This is a genomic window from Burkholderia sp. FERM BP-3421 (genome assembly GCF_028657905.1).
Taxonomy (GTDB): domain Bacteria; phylum Pseudomonadota; class Gammaproteobacteria; order Burkholderiales; family Burkholderiaceae; genus Burkholderia.
This window is the reverse complement of the sequence record NZ_CP117782.1, coordinates 2,901,156-2,917,181: the sequence shown is the minus strand read 5'-3', so window position 1 is coordinate 2,917,181 and position 16,026 is coordinate 2,901,156. Positions and strand designations below refer to the sequence as shown.

15 protein-coding genes are annotated in these 16,026 nt (G+C 70.9%); 7 read left to right on the top strand and 8 right to left on the bottom strand.

The genetic code is table 11. The features are described 5' to 3' along the window. Positions 1-217: 217 nt before the first annotated feature. Positions 218-1,852, top strand: coding sequence for a GMC family oxidoreductase (locus Bsp3421_RS29180; protein ID WP_273999560.1), 1,635 nt, complete (start codon positions 218-220; stop codon positions 1,850-1,852). Between the two features lie 33 nt (positions 1,853-1,885). Here Bsp3421_RS29180 and Bsp3421_RS29175 read toward each other — a convergent pair whose 3' ends face one another. From Bsp3421_RS29175 to fliF, 6 genes are read right to left on the bottom strand one after another with little or no spacing between them, the layout of a single operon-like run. Beyond that, positions 1,886-3,271 carry a flagellar hook-length control protein FliK gene (locus Bsp3421_RS29175; protein ID WP_273999559.1) on the bottom strand — a complete coding sequence of 462 codons (1,386 nt, stop codon included), beginning with the start codon at positions 3,269-3,271 and terminating at the stop codon, positions 1,886-1,888. 36 nt (positions 3,272-3,307) lie between these two features. Further along, positions 3,308-3,775, bottom strand: coding sequence for a flagellar export protein FliJ (fliJ, locus tag Bsp3421_RS29170; protein WP_273999558.1), 468 nt, complete (start codon positions 3,773-3,775; stop codon positions 3,308-3,310). Between the two features lie 2 nt (positions 3,776-3,777). Beyond that, positions 3,778-5,256 (bottom strand): flagellar protein export ATPase FliI, encoded by a 1,479-nt coding sequence (fliI, locus tag Bsp3421_RS29165; protein ID WP_443111545.1) that lies wholly within the window; start codon positions 5,254-5,256, stop codon positions 3,778-3,780. Continuing rightward, positions 5,250-5,942 (bottom strand): flagellar assembly protein FliH, encoded by a 693-nt coding sequence (gene fliH / locus Bsp3421_RS29160; RefSeq protein WP_273999555.1) that lies wholly within the window; start codon positions 5,940-5,942, stop codon positions 5,250-5,252. Before fliH ends, fliI begins: the two co-directional genes overlap by 7 nt. Further along, positions 5,935-6,930 carry a flagellar motor switch protein FliG gene (gene fliG, locus Bsp3421_RS29155; protein WP_252982468.1) on the bottom strand — a complete coding sequence of 332 codons (996 nt, stop codon included), beginning with the start codon at positions 6,928-6,930 and terminating at the stop codon, positions 5,935-5,937. The genes fliH and fliG overlap by 8 nt, the downstream gene beginning before the upstream one ends. Beyond that, positions 6,920-8,698 carry a flagellar basal-body MS-ring/collar protein FliF gene (gene fliF / locus Bsp3421_RS29150; protein WP_273999554.1) on the bottom strand — a complete coding sequence of 593 codons (1,779 nt, stop codon included), beginning with the start codon at positions 8,696-8,698 and terminating at the stop codon, positions 6,920-6,922. The genes fliG and fliF overlap by 11 nt, the downstream gene beginning before the upstream one ends. Positions 8,699-8,945: 247 nt before the next feature. Here fliF and fliE point away from each other — a divergent pair, with 247 nt between their 5' ends. The 5 genes from fliE (at position 8,946) to Bsp3421_RS29125 (ending at position 12,012) form a co-directional block, all read left to right on the top strand. Further along, a complete protein-coding gene (gene fliE / locus Bsp3421_RS29145) occupies positions 8,946-9,290 on the top strand; it encodes a flagellar hook-basal body complex protein FliE (protein WP_273999552.1) in 345 nt (114 codons plus the stop codon). Positions 9,291-9,431: 141 nt separating this feature from the next. Next, positions 9,432-9,866 (top strand): flagellar export chaperone FliS, encoded by a 435-nt coding sequence (gene fliS / locus Bsp3421_RS29140; RefSeq protein ID WP_273999551.1) that lies wholly within the window; start codon positions 9,432-9,434, stop codon positions 9,864-9,866. Beyond that, positions 9,863-10,198: a flagellar protein FliT gene (locus Bsp3421_RS29135; RefSeq protein WP_273999550.1), complete on the top strand. Its 336-nt coding sequence runs from the start codon at positions 9,863-9,865 to the stop codon at positions 10,196-10,198. Before fliS ends, Bsp3421_RS29135 begins: the two co-directional genes overlap by 4 nt. A gap of 102 nt (positions 10,199-10,300) precedes the next feature. Next, the gene (gene fliK / locus Bsp3421_RS29130) at positions 10,301-11,683 is read left to right on the top strand and encodes a flagellar hook-length control protein FliK (protein ID WP_273999549.1); all 1,383 of its coding nucleotides are present in this window, start codon (positions 10,301-10,303) and stop codon (positions 11,681-11,683) included. Continuing rightward, positions 11,680-12,012, top strand: a complete 333-nt coding sequence (locus Bsp3421_RS29125; RefSeq protein ID WP_273999548.1) for an EscU/YscU/HrcU family type III secretion system export apparatus switch protein — start codon at positions 11,680-11,682, stop codon at positions 12,010-12,012. The genes fliK and Bsp3421_RS29125 overlap by 4 nt, the downstream gene beginning before the upstream one ends. An 831-nt stretch (positions 12,013-12,843) precedes the next feature. Here Bsp3421_RS29125 and Bsp3421_RS29120 read toward each other — a convergent pair. After that, positions 12,844-13,956 carry a class II histone deacetylase gene (locus tag Bsp3421_RS29120; protein ID WP_273999546.1) on the bottom strand — a complete coding sequence of 371 codons (1,113 nt, stop codon included), beginning with the start codon at positions 13,954-13,956 and terminating at the stop codon, positions 12,844-12,846. Between the two features lie 296 nt (positions 13,957-14,252). Between Bsp3421_RS29120 and Bsp3421_RS29115 the strand changes: the two genes are divergently transcribed. Further along, on the top strand, positions 14,253-14,975 hold the full coding sequence (locus tag Bsp3421_RS29115) for a PepSY-associated TM helix domain-containing protein (RefSeq protein ID WP_273999544.1): 723 nt from the start codon (positions 14,253-14,255) through the stop codon (positions 14,973-14,975). Here the strand turns inward: Bsp3421_RS29115 and Bsp3421_RS29110 are convergent. Continuing rightward, positions 14,968-15,996, bottom strand: a complete 1,029-nt coding sequence (locus Bsp3421_RS29110) for an XdhC family protein (protein ID WP_273999542.1) — start codon at positions 15,994-15,996, stop codon at positions 14,968-14,970. The genes Bsp3421_RS29115 and Bsp3421_RS29110 overlap by 8 nt on opposite strands. Between the last annotated feature and the right edge of the window lie 30 nt (positions 15,997-16,026).

Genomic DNA, 16,026 nt, shown 5'->3' with positions numbered 1-16,026 from the left:
TTTCGCGACGGGCGGCTTCTGGCGGCCGCGTTGGTGCGCGCAAGGCGAAGACATTCATCTTAGAGTGAGATCGGGGATGCGTTTAGAGGAATCGCTCTTGAATTGATGCGCCGCCGCGCCGGGCGGGCTTCCTACAATGCGCGAACATTACAAGGTCGCACCAGGCCGTCGGACGGCGCGCGCGCCGCTTACTGTTCATGCATGAAGGAGACATGACATGCAGTACGACTACATCATCGTTGGCGGGGGCTCGGGCGGGGCGAGCCTCGCGGGTCGTCTCGCGGACGCGTGCCCCGACGCGACGATCGCGCTCGTCGAGGCGGGCCGGCACACCGAGCGCAACGTGCTCGTCAACATGCCGGTCGGCATCGCCGCGCTCGTGCCGTTCAAGTTCGGCACCAACTACGGCTACGAGACGGTGCCGCAGCCGGGGCTCGGCGGACGGCGCGGCTATCAGCCGCGCGGGCGCGGGATGGGCGGATCGAGTGCGATCAACGCGATGATCTATACGCGCGGCCATCCTCAGGACTACGATGAGTGGGCGCAGCTCGGCTGCGACGGCTGGGGCTGGCGCGACGTGCTGCCGTATTTCCGCCGGGCGGAAGGCAACCAGCGCGGCGCCGACGCATGGCACGGCGCCGACGGCCCGCTGACGGTGTCGGACCTGCGCTTTCGCAATCCGTTCTCCGAACGATTCATCGCGGCCGCGCACGCGGCCGGCTATCCGCTCAACGACGATTTCAACGGCGCGCAGCAGGAAGGCGTCGGCTTCTATCAGGTCACGCATCGCGACGGCGCGCGCTGCAGCGTCGCGCGGGCCTATGTCTATGGGCGCGAGCGTTCCAACCTGCACGTGATCGTCGACGCGACCGTGCTGCGCGTCGTGTTCGAGGGCAAGCGCGCGGCGGGCGTCGAACTCGCGCGGAACGGCCGCGTCGAGACGCTCGATGCGCGCGCCGAGGTGATCCTCGCGGCGGGCGCGTTCAATACGCCGCAGCTGCTGATGTGCTCGGGCGTCGGGCCGGCGGCGCAGCTGCGCCGGCACGGCGTGGCGGTTGTGCACGACGCGCCCGACGTCGGCGAGAACCTGATCGACCATATCGATTTCATCATCAACAAGCGCGTGAACTCGTCCGCGCTCGTCGGCATCTGCGTGCGCGGCCTCGCGAAAATGACGCCGCAATTGTTTCGCTATCTGTCGAAGCGCGACGGCATGATGTCGAGCAACGTCGCGGAGGCGGGCGGCTTCATCAAGAGCGAGCCCGGGCTCGACCGGCCCGACCTGCAGCTGCATTTCTGCACCGCGATCGTCGATGACCACAATCGGCGCATGCACTGGGGCTTCGGCTATTCGCTGCACGTGTGCGCGCTGCGGCCGAAGAGCCGCGGCACCGTCGCGCTCGCGAGCGGCGACGCGCGCGTCGCGCCGCTGATCGATCCGCGCTTCTTCAGCGACGAACGCGATCTCGCGCTGCTGCTGCGCGGCGCGAAGGCGATGCGCGCGATCCTGTCGGCCGAGCCGCTCGCGTCGCAGGGCGGCCGCGAGCTGTACACGCACCCGGATGATTCCGACGACGCGCTGCGCGCGGCGATCGTCGCGCACGCGGACACGATCTACCACCCGGTCGGCACCTGCCGGATGGGCAGCGACGCGCGCGCGGTGGTCGACACGCAATTGCGCGTGCGCGGAGTCGAGGGATTGCGGGTGGTGGATGCGTCGGTGATGCCGACCCTGATCGGCGGCAACACGAATGCGCCGACCGTGATGATCGGCGAGCGCGCGGCGGACTTCATCGTCGCCGCGCGGCAGGGGCGCGAAGCGGTGCGCTCGCCCGCGCTGCACGGCCGCTGATGGCGGCGCGCGGGCGCGGCGCGGCGACGTCGCTTACGCGAAGGTGTCGACCATCCCGACGACGCGTCGCGTCGCCGTGCCGGCGAGCGTTGCGTCGGCGTCGCCGAGCCCATCGTCGGCCGCCGACGCGCCGAAGCCGCGCTGCGCGCCCTGTCCGCGCGCCGATTGCTGTTGCGGGTTCTGCTGCTGCGCGGCGCCGAAGCTACCGTCGCTGACGCTCGCGCTGCCGAGCCCGAGCCCGCCCGATTCCATCGCCTCGCGCAGCTTGGGCAGCGCCGCCTCGACGGCTTCGCGCACCTGCGCATGCTGCGACACGAACAGCGCGTGCGCATGATTGTCGGCCACCCGCAGCACGACCTGCAGCGGCCCGAGATCCGGCGGATTGAGCGTGAGTTCCGCGCTTTGCTGGTGCGCGTTCGACAGGAACACGACCTTCTGGCCCAGCGCGTCGGCCCAGTCGGGCCCGCCCACGGGCGGCGCGACGTGGGTCGTGCCGGCCACGGCCGCGCCCGCCTGTTGCGTGGTCGGCACGCTTTGCTGGAGCGCGGCGCTCGCGGCGGCGAGCGACGCCTGGCCGGAATCGACGGCCGGCTGCGACGTGGTGAGCGCTCCGGCGGCCGGCTTCGCCTCGCCCGTCGGGGCGGTCGCGGCGGCCGTATCGGCGGCGGTCGCCGTCGCGTTCGAGGCGGCGAGCGTCTTGTCGGCCATCAGCCCCTTGGCGGTGAGCGGCGCGCGCAGCGGCGCGCTGTCCGCGCCCGCACTGCTGCCGCCGCCGGTGCCGGGGGTGACGGTCGGCGCCGCGGCGCCCTGGCCGCCGTTCGTGAGCTTGTCGAGCGCGCTTTGCAGCGCGTCGCGGATCGTCGCGGGCGCGCTGCCGGCCGCGTCGGTCGTATCCGTCTGGGCGCCGTTGGCCTTGGCGTCGAGCTTGGCGGCCAGCGTGCTGGCCGCATCCGCGATCGAGGCGGCGGCGTCCGCGGCTTCGTCGACCGGCTGCGACGCCGCGTCCGGGCGCGCTTGCAGTTGCGCCTGGACCGCGGCGGCGGCGAGCGCGGCGGCCTGGGCGGGATCGGGCGCGGTTTGCGCGGTGCTGTCGCCCGTCTTGCCGTCGTCCTTGCCGGAGGACGGCTTCGTGCCGCCCGTCGTCGTGCCCGCGCCGGCCGTCGGCGTGGTGGTCGGCGCGCTCGGATCGTTGGCGCTCGCGCTGCCGTTCGACTGCGTCGCCGCGCCGCCCGCCTGCGCGCCGTTGGCATTGGCCTGGCGCTGCGACTGCACGCTCTGCCGCAGGGTCTGCGCGAACGGCGCGGTCGAGACGGGCGTGTCCGGGCTGCCCGTCGCGGGGGCCGGGCTCGCGCCGCGTGCGCCGCCGACGGCGGCGCCGGCGGTGTCGAGAAGCGTGCCGAGGAGAGGAAGAGAGGGCATGGCGGGTCTCAGGTTCGGGTTCGGTTCGCGCGGCGCTTATTTTGCCGCGTCGGCGTTTGCCGCGTCTTTGCGCATCCGCAGCACTTTGGCCGCGTGTTCGTCGGCGTCGCGCTGCTCGCGTTTCGCGACGCGTTGGGCTTCCTGTTGCGCGCCGCGGGCCTGCAGGATCTCGAACGAGCCCACGGTGCGTTTCTTGGCCTGCCACTCGGGGCGGGCCGCGTCGATGCGCGCCTCGGCCGCGGCCAGCACGCGCCGCTGCTGGCCGATCGCGTCGTCGAGCGTGTTGATGAAGGCCTGGAAGTTGAGCCAGCTGCCGGCCGGCATGCCGGTCTGCGCGGAGATCGCGAAGTTCGCGTGGTATTCGTCGCGGTAGCGCAGCAGCGCGTCGAGCTGCGTTTGCGCATCGGTGCGGTCGCGCTGCGCGTGGCCGAGTTGCTTGGTCGCGTGGTCGAGCGCGTCGAGCGCGCGATCGAGCAGCAACTGGAGCGGAAAGCTTTGAGCCATGGTCAGCCTCCTTCGGTGTCGAACAGCGCGTCGAGCGCGGCGAGGCTCGGCGCGAACGGCGCGCATTCGCGGAAGCCCTGTTGCAGGAAGGCCTCGATGCGCGGATAGAGCGCGATCGCGCGGTCGAGCTGCGCGTCGCGGCCGGCGGCGTAGGCGCCCACCGCGATCAGGTCGCGATTGCGCTGGTAGCGCGACAGCATCTGCTTGAACTGGCGCACGCGGTCGAGATGCGCGTCGTCGATCAGCGCGGTCATCGCGCGGCTGATCGATTGCTCGATGTCGATGGCCGGATAGTGGCCCGCCTCGGCGAGCGAGCGCGACAGCACGATGTGGCCGTCGAGGATCGCGCGCGCGGAGTCGGCGATCGGATCCTGCTGGTCGTCGCCCTCGGTGAGCACGGTATAGAACGCCGTGATCGAGCCGCCGCCTTCCGGGCCGTTGCCGGTGCGCTCGACGAGCGCGGGCAGCTTCGCGAACACCGACGGCGGATAGCCCTTGGTCGCGGGCGGCTCGCCGATCGCGAGCGCGATCTCGCGCTGCGCCATCGCATAGCGCGTCAGCGAATCCATCAGCAGCAGCACGTGCTTGCCCTGGTCGCGGAAATATTCGGCGAGCGTGGTCGCGTAGGCGGCGCCCTGCATGCGCAGCAGCGGCGACACGTCGGCCGGCGCGGCCACCACGACCGAGCGCGCGAGCCCGTCCTCGCCGAGGATCTGCTCGATGAACTCCTTCACTTCGCGGCCGCGTTCGCCGATCAGCCCGATCACGATCACCTCGGCGCTGGTGTAGCGCGCCATGGTGCCGAGCAGCACCGACTTGCCGACGCCGGAGCCCGCGAACAGGCCCATGCGCTGGCCGCGGCCGACGGTCAGCAAGGTGTTGATCGCGCGCACGCCGACATCGAGCACGTGATGGATCGGTTCGCGGTCGAGCGGGTTGATCGAGGGCGCGGTGAGCGGCGCATCGACCTGCGCGGCGAGCGGCCCGAGGCTGTCGAGCGGGCGGCCCGACGCGTCGACGACGCGGCCGAGCAGGTTCCAGCCGACCGGCAGCCGCTTCGCGCCGGACATCGGGTCGGCGATGGGCGCGCTTTCGAGCGGCCACACGCGCGCGCCCGGCAGCACGCCGGCGACGTCGGTGGTCGGCATCAGGAACAGGCGTTCGCCCGCGAAGCCGACGACTTCGGCCTCGGCGAGCGGCAGTGTGCTGCCCGGGGGCAATTCGATCGTGCACTCGGCGCCGACCGACAGGCGCAGCCCGATCGCTTCCAGCACCAGGCCGGCAGCGCGCGTCAGGCGCCCGCACGGGCGCAGCGGCAGCGCGCGGGCGTTACGCGCGCGCAGCGCGTCGAGATGCTGGCGCCAGTGGGCGAGATGCGGATTCGCGAGCGCGGCCGGCGCGGCGGCGCGCGCGCCGTGCGACGCCAGCGCCAGCTCGTGTTCGAGCGGCGTGAGGTCGTCGCGGGCGATCGCGTTCACCACGCGCTCACCTTGCCGAGCGCGGCGGCGACCCGCTCCCAGCGGGTCGTCAGCGTCGCGTCGACTTCGCCCGTCGCGGCGTGCGCGCTGCAGCCGCCGCGTTCGATCGCGGGCTCGGTGCGCACGCTCCAGCCGAGCGCGTCGAGTTCGTCCTTCAGGTAGGCCTCGATGACCGGCAGGTCGGCCGGATTCACGAGCAGGTAGGGGGCGCCCGCGAGCGCGGGTTCGGCCGCGAGGATCTCGCGGGCCGCCGCGATCAGCGCGGCGGGGTCGTGCTGCACGTGATGGCGCACGACCTGTTGCGCGATGTCGAGCGCGAGCGTCGCGAGGTCGTCGGCGAGGAGGTGTTCGACGCCGGCGAGCGCGTCCCTGAACGAGGCGGCGAGCGCCGCGAGCTGGGCGGCCTGCGTGTGCGCATCGATCTGGCCGGCCTCGAAGCCCTGCGCGCGGCCCTGTTCATAACCGGCCTGGTAGCCGAGCGCCTGGCCTTCGACGTGGCCCGCCGCATGGCCTTCCGCATGCGCGGCGTCGCGCACGCGCTGCAGGTCCGCCGCGAGCGCCGCCGCGGCCGCCGCGGCCGCCACGCCGCCGTCGTCGGGCGGCGGCGGGGGCGGCGGATCGAACGAGGCCATCTCCCACCGCTGGTACGCGGTGAGCGGCTTCGCGCGAGCGCTCGACGGATCAGACATAGGCGTCTTCCGCCTTGCCGCCGAGCACGATCTGGCCGCTCTCGGCGAGGTTGCGCACGACCTGCAGGATCTTGCGCTGCTGCGTTTCCACCTCGGACACGCGCACCGGGCCGCGCGCGTCGAGATCCTCGGCGAGCAGTTCGGCCGCGCGCTGCGACATGTTGGACAGGAACTTCTGGCGCAGCGCGGGCGGCGCGCCCTTCAGCGCGATGATCAGCGCCTCGGATTCCACTTCCTTGAGCAGCAGCTGGATCGCGCGATCTTCGAGGTCGAGCAGGTTCTCGAACACGAACATCTGGTCGACGATCTTCTGCGCGAGGTCCGCGTCGTACTGCTTGACGTTCTCCAGCACCGCTTCCTCATGCACGCTCGTCATGAAGTTGAGGATCTCGGCCGCCGTGCGGATGCCGCCCATCGGGCTGCGCTTCAGGTTGTCGCTGCCGGACAGCAGACCCGTCAGCACGTCGTCCAGCTCGCGCAGCGCGGCCGGCTGGATGCCGTCGAGCGTCGCGATCCGCAGCAGCACGTCGTTGCGCAGCCGCTCGGTGAAGCACGATGCGATCTCGGAGGCCTGGTCGCGATCGAGGTGGACGAGGATCGTCGCGATGATCTGCGGGTGCTCGTTCTTGATCAGCTCGGCGACCGCGCTCGAGTCCATCCACTTGAGGCCTTCGATGCCGCTCGTGTCGCTGCCCTGGAGGATCCGGTCGATCAGCACGCCGGCCTTGTCCTCGCCGAGCGCCTTGGTTAGCACCGTGCGGATGTAGTCGCTCGAATCGAGCGACAGCGCGGTGTGCTGCTCGGCTTCCTTGGCGAATTCGTGCAGCACCTCCTCGACCTGCTCGCGCGTGACGTTCTTCAGCGCGGCCATCGCGGCGCCGATCTTCTGGACCTCGCGCGGCGCGAGGAACTTGAATACCTGCGCGGCCTCTTCCTCGCCGATCGACATCAGCAGGAGCGCGCTCTTGGTCAAACCTTCAGCGTTCATCGGACACCCAGTTCTTCACGACGGTTGCGACGATCTTCGGATCCTGGCGCGCGATGGTGCGCGCGTAGTCGAGATTGCGTTCGTAGCGGCCCTTCTCGTTCTCGAACGCCAGCAGGGCGGGATCGGGTTCATCGTTGGCGGCCGGCTTGTCCAGCGCGGGCAGGCCGTCGAGCGCGATCGGTTCGTTCGGCGCGGGCAGCGCCGCCGCGGCGACCGACTCGGCGGACGGAAACGCGCGGCGCATCGCCGGGCGCACGAACATGAAGTAGAGTGCGGCGGCCGCGCCGGCGATGCCGAGCCACTTCGCGACATCCTTGGCCAGCTCGATCATGTCCGGCTGACGCCACCACGGCAGGTCGGCGTACGGATCGGCGGCCGTCGTGAACGCGCTGTTGACCACGTTGACCGAGTCGCCGCGCTTCTCGTCGTAGCCCATCGCGTCCTTCACGAGCTGCTCGATCTGCGCGAGCTTCGGCGCGGGCAGCGGCTGCATCGTCACGTGGCCCTTCGCGTCGGCGCTCGGCTGGTAGTTGACCACCACCGCGACCGACAGCCGCTTGATGCCGCCCATCGCCTGCTCGACGTGGCGCACGGTCTTGTCGAGCTCGTAGTTGGTCGTTGAGTCCTTGCGGTCGCTGACCGGCGTCGACTGCGCGCCGTTCTGGCCGTTGCCCGCGACGATCGGCGCGGACGCCGGCTGCGGCGGCGTGTTCGACAGCGCGCCCGGCACGCCCGAGGCGCCGCTCTGCGCGAGTTCCGTCGCGGTGCTGGTCTGCTGGCTGCGGATCGCGGATTGCTGCGGCGTGGCGTTCGGGCCGTAGCTCTCCGAGGTCTGCTCGACCTTGGCGAAATCGATGTCGGCGCTGACCTGCGCGCGCGCGTTGCCGGCGCCGAAGATCGGCGCGAGGATCGCGTCGATGCGCTTCTGGGTGTTGCGCTCGACCTGCTGCACATACTTGAGCTGGCTCGCGTCGAGGCCGCTCGCGGCGGCGGGCTGGGTCAGCAGGTTGCCGTCCTGGTCGACGATCGTGACGTTCTTGACCGGCATGTCGGGCACGCCCGACGCGACCATCCGCGTGATCGCCGCCACCTGACCCTCGTCGAGCACGCGGCCCGGGTACAGGTCGACGAACACCGACGCCGACGGCGCCTCGCGGTCGCGCACGAACACCGACGGCTTCGGGATCGCGAGGTGGACGCGCGCGCCGCGCACCGCGTTGATCGATTCGATCGTGCGCTGCAGCTCGCCTTCGAGCGCGCGCTGGTAGTTCACCTGCTCGGCGAACTGGCTGATGCCGAATTTCTGGTTGTCCATCAGCTCGAAGCCGACCGAGCCGCCCTTGGGCAGCCCCATCGACGCGAGCCGCAGGCGCGTCTCGTGCACCTGGTTCGACGGCACGAGGATCGCGCCGCCGGCATCGGCGAACTTGTACGGCACGTTGGCCTGTTGCAGCGCGGCGATGATCGCGCCGCCGTCGCGGTCGGACAGGTTGCTGTACAGCACGCGGTAATCGGGCGCGCGGCTCCACAGCACGAGGCCGACGATCGCGGCGATCGCGAGCGCGGTGATGATGATGAACGGCAGGCGCGGGTTGGTGCGCATCCGCGACAGGCCGGAGAAGCGCTCGGCGAAGCCGCCCAGGCCGAAGTCCGCGCCTGCCCCTGCGCCGCCCGGCAGCGCGCCGGCCGCGGCCGCGGCATTGGGCGGCGTGGCGGCGAGGCTCGCGCGGGCATCGGGGTTGATCAGCGAGTTGGCCTGCGAATCCATGCTTCGGTGTTCTCCAAGCGGGCTTAGGGCCCGTTCGGACGAGCGGGCGCACATTGACACGATGCGATTATCCGTACGCGCGTGCGGGCTGATCGGAGGAATAGAGCGGGGTTTCACCCGTACTTTCGCGGCTTTGATGCGAGCCCGGCTGCTATGCTTTTTCGCAATCCGGCATGGCCCCCGCGACGGGCGCGCCACCGGACGACGGCCGGCCCTCGACCCGGCCGGCTTTTTCGCGGAGAACCACATGACTGCCCCCGTCAACGGAATCGCTTCGGCTTTGCAACAGATGCAGGCGATGGCCGCGCAGGCGTCGGGCGGAACCGCCAGCCCCAGCGCCGCCCTGGCGGGATCGGGCGCGGCCACGGCGGGCACTTTCGCGAGCGCGATGAAGGCCTCGCTCGACAAGATCAGCGGTGACCAGCAGCGCTCGCTCGAACAGGCCAAGGCATTCGAGATCGGCGCCTCGAACGTGTCGCTCAACGACGTGATGGTCGACATGCAGAAGGCCGGCATCGGCTTCCAGTTCGGCCTGCAGGTGCGCAATAAGTTGGTGAGCGCCTACAACGACATCATGCAAATGTCGGTTTGAGTCGGTTTCGGGGTGTTTTCCGGGCGTTTTCCCTAAAGCTTTTACATTCCTTTCCGATAACTCCGGTAGACCTTCTCGCACCGTGCGCTGCGCGGCGGCGGGCCTGACCTACGCCACTTATCTCAAAATTAGGAGGCCGCCATGTTTTCCCCAGGACACGCTGGAGCCAGCGCCTATGCTCGGGTCGGCGTCGAAACAGGGGTGATGGGCGCGAACCCTCATCGTCTGATCGCCATGCTGTACCAGGGGGCGCGGCAAGCCATCGCGCTGGCGCGGATGCATCTGCAACAGGGCAATGTCGCGGCGCGCGGCGATGCGATCGGCAAGGCGATCCGGATCGTCGAGAACGGTTTGCAGCAATCGCTGAACCTCGACGTCGGCGGCGAGATCGCGGGCCGGCTCGACGCGCTTTACACCTATATCAGCCGCCGGCTGCTCGAAGCCAACGTGCAATCGAGCGAACCGATGCTGGTCGAGGTCGACGGGCTGCTCGCCACGCTCGAGGAAGCCTGGACGGGGATCGCGCCCGAATTCGCGAAGATGAGCGCACAAGCCGGGACGGAATTGCCGAGATGAGCCCGAAAGCCGAATACATCGCACGCTACGAAGCGATCGCGGCCGTGTCCGGCCGCATGCTGATCGCCGCCCGCGGCGAGGAGTGGCAGGCGCTGGGCGGGTTGCAGGAGGAATATCTGCGGCTCGTCGACAGCCTGAAGGAGGCCGCCGGGCCGGGGATTGCGCTCGATGAGTCCGAGCGCGGCCGCAAGTACGAACTGATTCGCCAGATTCTCGCCGACGACGCGGCGATCCGCGATCTCGCGAGCCCCGACGTCGCGCGCCTGTCGGCGCTGTTCGAAACCGGGCGTTCGACCAAGGTGTTGAAGGACCTGTACCAGGCGCGTCGCTGACCGTCCGATGCACACGCGCCGGCGCCGCGCGGCGCCCGTCGCGCTGGACGGCCGCTGCGCGGAATCGTCCCGCTTTCTCTCCGGCCCGCGCCAGGATTCACGATGACCGGTATCGACACAGTTGCCGCCGCCATCCTGGCGAGCCGCATCGACAGCCTGCTGAATACCCCCGTGACGGCCCCGTCGGCCGGCGCCGCGACGCCGCAGGTCGGCACCTCGGCGACCGCGTCGGGCACGGCCGCGCCCGCGCCGCTGCCGGCCGGCGCGGCCGGGCCGCCGCTCGCGTCGGCGCAGGCGGTGCTGTCCGAGGTGGCGCTGACGCTCGATGCGATTTCCCGTTTCGGCGGCGAAGCGAGCGCGCCGGTGCTGGGCAACGCGCCCCTGTTGCCGAGCGGGCCGAGTCCGCAGGCCGCGATCGCGCAGCAGCCGGCGGCAGCCGGCGGCGCGCCGGCCGACGCCGCGGCGCGCGCGCAGGCCTCGGGCGGCGCGCCGGCTTCGCCCGCGGCGGCGCTGAGCAGCGCGCTCGTGCAGGCGGTGGCCGACAGCGGCCTGTTCTACGAATCCCATCTTGCCCAATGGCTGGCCGGCCAGCGCAGCTTCGCGATGCTCGCGCGCGAGCCGCAGGCGCAATTCGCGGATGACGGCGTGTTTGCGTCGGCGCGGCCGGGCGGGGCGCAGCCCGCGCCCGACGATCCGCTCGCCGAGGCGCTCGCCGCGCGCCTGCCCTTGCCGCAGGCGGGCCGGCCGGCGGGCGACGCCGGCGCGCAGACGCAGGGCGCCTCCGCCGCGCCGCAGAACCCGGCCCAATCCGGAGCGGGCGCGCCGCCCGCCCGCGCGGCCGGCGCCTATGGAACGCCGGAGCCGGACGCCAAGACCTTGAGCAGCAGCGCGACCCAGGGCGCGACGCGCGGCGAGGCGAGTGCCGATCCGCCCGCCTCGCTCGCGTCGTCGCTGCATCCGGCGACGCTGCCGATCGTGCGCCAACAGCTCGACTTGCTGGCGACCGACCAGTTTCGCTGGATCGGCGAGGTGTGGCCGGGCGCGCGGCTCGACTGGCTGATCGAGCCGGACGACACGCGCGGGCGCGACCCGGGGGCGGCCGATCCCGGCGACGGGATCGCCTGGCGCACCCGGCTCACGCTGGCCTTGCCGTCGCTCGGCATGGTCGACGCGGACCTCACGCTGAATGGCGAGCAGATCACCGCGCGCCTGCGCGCGAACGAGACCGGCGCGGCGCGGCTTTCATCGCATGGGGAACAGCTGCGCCAGCGGCTCGCGGCGGCGGGTCTGCAACTGAGCGGGCTGTCGATCCGCGCGATCGAGGATGCCCCGGAGAGCTTCGACACCGCCGCCGCGCACGCCGCCGCGTCGGCCTATGCGCGCAGCGCGGTCGTGACCGAGGTGCTGCCGGCCGAACCGAAGCCGAAGCAGCCCGCCCGGGCGCCGGTGCGCGATCCGCTCGACGACTGGGAGCTGCTGCCATGAGCCGCACCCATCGCAAGAGCGCGGCCGCGCTGGCCTACGACGCGAAGGGCGGGGATGCGGCGCCGCGCGTGATCGCGAAGGGCTACGGGCTGGTCGCCGAGATGATCGTCGCGCGCGCGAAGGAGGCGGGCCTCTACGTGCATACGGCGCCGGAGATGGTGTCGCTGCTGATGCAGGTCGATCTGGATTCGAGGATTCCGCCGCAGTTGTATCAGGCGGTGGCCGAACTGCTCGCATGGTTGTACGCGCTCGAAAGCGACGTCGGGGACGGCGCGGGGGGCGAGTCCGAGCCCGAGCCGGCATTTCCGACGCTGAAGCCGGCGCGTTGAGTGGAGAAGGCGGGTTTTGGTGAAAAATGACAAGCAACTATTGTCTATGTCTCGCGGCATCCCAAGCGGTTCCCGAGCGGACTGCCCGACGCTTCCGACCTGAGTGGAGGTGAGCGTTGCCGAGCAGCGGGCTCAAGGGGCCCGGTAGGGACGTCGATGTGCCGGCGTCTGTCCTGAATCGTATCTGACAAGCGAACATTGTCGATTTCCACTCGACGAATGCGAGCGCTTGCCGATCTGCCCTCGGGCGGCGATTGATCGAGTCGAAATGCGACTCTGCCATGCGCGCGCAAGCGTCGCGGCGCGGAAGCAAATGCACGAGACGTGTTTTGCTCGGATGAAATATGACAAGTAACCATTGTCAATTTGCATTCATTGCATGTGTGCGGCCTGCTGCCGAATGCCTCAGCAGACGGGGCAATCGCGCGTGATGGCGCGACAACCGCCCCGACGCGGCACCGTGCACGTTCGGCGCGAATGCGAGCGCTTGCCGACCTATCCTCGGACGGCGCTTGATCGAATCGAGATGCATCCCGGCCATGCGCGTGCAAGCATTGCGGCGCGGAAGCGAATGCCCGAGGCGTGTTCTGCTCGGATGAGGCGTGACAAGCAGCTATTGTCAATTTTCATTTGCCACATCCGCATGGCCTGCCGCCGAATGCCTCTGCAAATGGGGCAATCGCGCGCGATAGGGAGGCGAACGCCTCGACGTCGAAATCCGAACGCACCGTGCTCGTCCGGCCAATTTCCTGGCGTAAATGACAAGCCTGACTTGTCGTCAGCCGCGCGACCGCATCGACATCGCGGTCCGCTCATCGCCCGCCCTCCGGCTCACCCGTCCCGCAAGACCGGCCAATAGCCGCGCAGCGACGCGCGCGTCGCCGCCACCGCGTCGCGTTCGGGCTGGCTCAGCGCATGCTGGACGAACGCATGCGGATCGACGAACGGCGCGTCCCAATCGACGAGCCCCTCCAGCACGCCCAGCGTCGCGATCGGCAGGTAGGGCAGGCTGTAGCCGCCTTCCTGGACCAACGCGATCCGGCCGCCGCACAGCGTTTGCGCGGCCTGCCGCAGCGCGCGCGCCATCCGGCGGAAGCCGTCGCGCTGCACGCGCATGCGGCCGAGCGGATCGAGCGCGTTCGCATCCTGTCCGGCCGACACGAGGATCAACGCCGGCCGGAACGCGTCGAGCAGCGGCAGCACCAGCGCGTCGAACGCGTGCGCGTAGCCCGCGTCGCCGGTGCCGGACGGCAGTGCGACGTTCACGTTGTGGCCGAGCGCGGGCGCGACGCCGGTTTCGTCCGGCCGCCCGCCGTCGAGCGGGAAGTTGCCGGTCTCGTGCAGCGAGATGAACAGCACCGACGGATCCGCGTAGAACACCTGCTGGGTGCCGTTGCCGTGATGCACGTCCCAGTCGACGATCGCGACGCGCTCGATGCCGTGCGCGGCCTGCGCGTGGCGGGCCGCCACCGCGATGTTGTTGTAGTAGCAATAGCCCATCGCGACCTCGGCGCCCGCATGGTGGCCCGATGGCCGCACGAGCGCGTAGGCCTGCCGCAGCGGGCCCGCCAGTACCGCGTCGACGGCCGCGCAGGCGGCGCCCGCCGCGAGCCGCGCGATGCGCTCGGTGTCGCTGCCGCCCGCCGCGTCGTCGCCGAGCGGCACGATCGCCGGGCCGGCGAGCGCACAGGTTTCCGCGAGCCAGCGCAGGTAGCCGGGCTCATGCACGCGCAGCAGCTGGGCGTCGGTCGCCGGCGCGAAGGCGAGGCGCGTGAGGCGCGCATTCATGCCGACCGCATCGAGCAACTGCATCGTGTAGGCGAGCCGCAGCGGGCTGTCGAACTGCTCGCCGAGAGTCAGCGTGCCGTGCGGCACCGTGTAGACGAGATCGCCCTGCCGGTGCTGCAGGAACGCGGGATCGAACAGCAGGCCGGTCGGTATCACGGGGTCGCCTCCCTGGGCTGGCGCCGCCGGGGCGCGCCCGGCGGAATGCGATGACGAAGGCGGCCCCGGTCTCGACGGCCGGCCGCTGCCGATAGCGTACGCATCGGCGCGGCATCCGGATAGGGCGGACGCGCGGCGCGCGCCCCGGCGAGGCGCCCGGACCGCTCCCGGACCCGGCGCGGATTGAGCCGGGATGAAATTTATGTAATGATATCCATTCTCATTTTGAACCGAATGGGCGGCGCACGACGGAGTCGTGCGCCGCCCGTTGCCTTTGTGCGGATGGAGCCAGCAGCGTGAACGCGCCCGAATCGATCGAATCCCCCCGGCTGGCCGGCGTCACCGTGCTGCGTCCCGCGCCCCGCGCGATGGAGGCCGGCGAGCTGGCGGCCCGCCGTCAGCGCTCGCGCCGCGCGACCTTCATCAAGTGGCTGCGCAAGGTGCACGGCTGGGTGGGGCTGTGGGGCGCCGTGATGGGGCTGCTGTTCGGCGTGACGGGCGTGCTGCTCAACCACCGCGCGCCGCCGCTCAAGATCTCGTCGGGCGAGCCGCAGGTCCAGCAATTGCAGCTGGCGCTGCCCACGCCCGCGCCGGCGACTCCGGCGGCGCTCGCCGCGTGGCTCAAGCGCGAGCTGAAGTTCGACGGCGAGCCCGGCCGGCTCCGCAAGGAACCGGCGCAGCCGGTCGCCTGGGGCCAGCGCAAGCTGATCCAGCCCGAGCGCTGGCAGGTCGGCATCTTCGGCCCGGGCAGCAACGTGCAGGCCGAATACTGGGTGGGCAACGGCTACGTGTCGGTGAAACGCAGCGAGAATGCGTTCCTCGCGACCCTCAACAACCTGCATCGCGGCGTCGGCATGAACCTGTTCTGGGTGCTGCTGATGGACACCATCGCCGGCTCGATGATCCTGCTGTCGCTGACGGGCGTGCTGCTGTGGACCGAGCTGAACAAGCGCCGCACGGTCGGCGTCGTGCTCGTCGTCGGCTCGGTGGCGGCCGCGCTCGCGGCGGGCCTCAGCTGACGCCGCAGGTTCCGCCGTCCGTCGCGGCCAGCTCGCGCGCGGCTTTCGCCCCTTCCACCTGAAGAATCGTCGGCAGCGACACGCCGTTCTTCGCGGCCGTCACCTCGGCGAGGATCGACACCGCGATCTCGGGCGGCGTGCGGCTGCCGATGTAGATGCCGGCGGGGCCGTGCAGCCGCGCCAGTTCCGTCGCGCTCAGGTCGAATTCGCGCAGCCGCTCGCGGCGCGCCGCGTTGTTGCGCCGCGAACCGAGCGCGCCGACATAGAACGCGGGCGTCTTCAACGCCTCCATCAGCGCGAGATCGTCGAGCTTCGGGTCGTGGGTCAGCGCGATCACGGCCGAGCGCGCGTCGAGCTTCATGTCGAGCACCGTGTCGTCCGGCATGGTGCGCACGATCCGCGTGCCCGGCACGTCCCACGCATCGGTGTATTCCTCGCGCGGATCGCACACCGTCACCTGATAGTCGAGCCCCGCCGCGATCTGGCACAGATAGCGCGACAGCTGGCCCGCGCCGATCACGAGCATCCGGTAGCGGGGGCCGTGCACCGTCGTCAGGCGCGCGCCGTCGAAATGCAGCGTGTCGGCGGCCTGCGCGGGCGCGAGGGTAACCGCGCCGGTCGCGAGTTCGAGGGTGCGGGTCACGAGGCGGCCCGCTTCGACCGCGTCGCACAGCGCCGCGATCTCGCCGGCGGCGCCGAGCGGCTCCAGCACCAGCTCGATCGTGCCGCCGCAGGGCAGCCCGAAACGGTGCGCCTCCTCGGCCGTGACGCCGTATTTGACCGCCTCCGGGCGCGCGTGCGGCGCGATGCCGGCCGCGTGCACGCGGGCGATCAGATCGTCCTCGATGCAGCCGCCCGATACCGAGCCGACCACGAGCCCGTCGTCGCGCACCGCGAGCATCGCGCCCTCGGGGCGCGGCGACGAGCCCCAGGTCTGCACCACCGTGACGAGCAGCGCGCGCCGGCCCTCGGCGAGCCAGCGCGCGCTCGTCTTCAATACTTCGAGATCGACGCTTTCCATCTTCCGTTCCTTGTTGCGGGGCAGCCTGCG

Bases quoted from the DNA above. Each gene is read 5' to 3' on its own strand.
- Bsp3421_RS29180 (WP_273999560.1), top strand. From the start codon at position 218: ATGCAGTACGACTACATCATCGTTGGCGGGGGCTCGGGCGGGGCGAGC.
- Bsp3421_RS29175 (WP_273999559.1), bottom strand. From the start codon at position 3,271: ATGCCCTCTCTTCCTCTCCTCGGCACGCTTCTCGACACCGCCGGCGCC.
- fliJ (WP_273999558.1), bottom strand. From the start codon at position 3,775: ATGGCTCAAAGCTTTCCGCTCCAGTTGCTGCTCGATCGCGCGCTCGAC.
- fliH (WP_273999555.1), bottom strand. From the start codon at position 5,942: ATGTCTGATCCGTCGAGCGCTCGCGCGAAGCCGCTCACCGCGTACCAG.
- fliG (WP_252982468.1), bottom strand. From the start codon at position 6,930: ATGAACGCTGAAGGTTTGACCAAGAGCGCGCTCCTGCTGATGTCGATC.
- fliF (WP_273999554.1), bottom strand. From the start codon at position 8,698: ATGGATTCGCAGGCCAACTCGCTGATCAACCCCGATGCCCGCGCGAGC.
- fliE (WP_273999552.1), top strand. From the start codon at position 8,946: ATGACTGCCCCCGTCAACGGAATCGCTTCGGCTTTGCAACAGATGCAG.
- fliS (WP_273999551.1), top strand. From the start codon at position 9,432: ATGTTTTCCCCAGGACACGCTGGAGCCAGCGCCTATGCTCGGGTCGGC.
- Bsp3421_RS29135 (WP_273999550.1), top strand. From the start codon at position 9,863: ATGAGCCCGAAAGCCGAATACATCGCACGCTACGAAGCGATCGCGGCC.
- fliK (WP_273999549.1), top strand. From the start codon at position 10,301: ATGACCGGTATCGACACAGTTGCCGCCGCCATCCTGGCGAGCCGCATC.
- Bsp3421_RS29125 (WP_273999548.1), top strand. From the start codon at position 11,680: ATGAGCCGCACCCATCGCAAGAGCGCGGCCGCGCTGGCCTACGACGCG.
- Bsp3421_RS29110 (WP_273999542.1), bottom strand. From the start codon at position 15,996: ATGGAAAGCGTCGATCTCGAAGTATTGAAGACGAGCGCGCGCTGGCTC.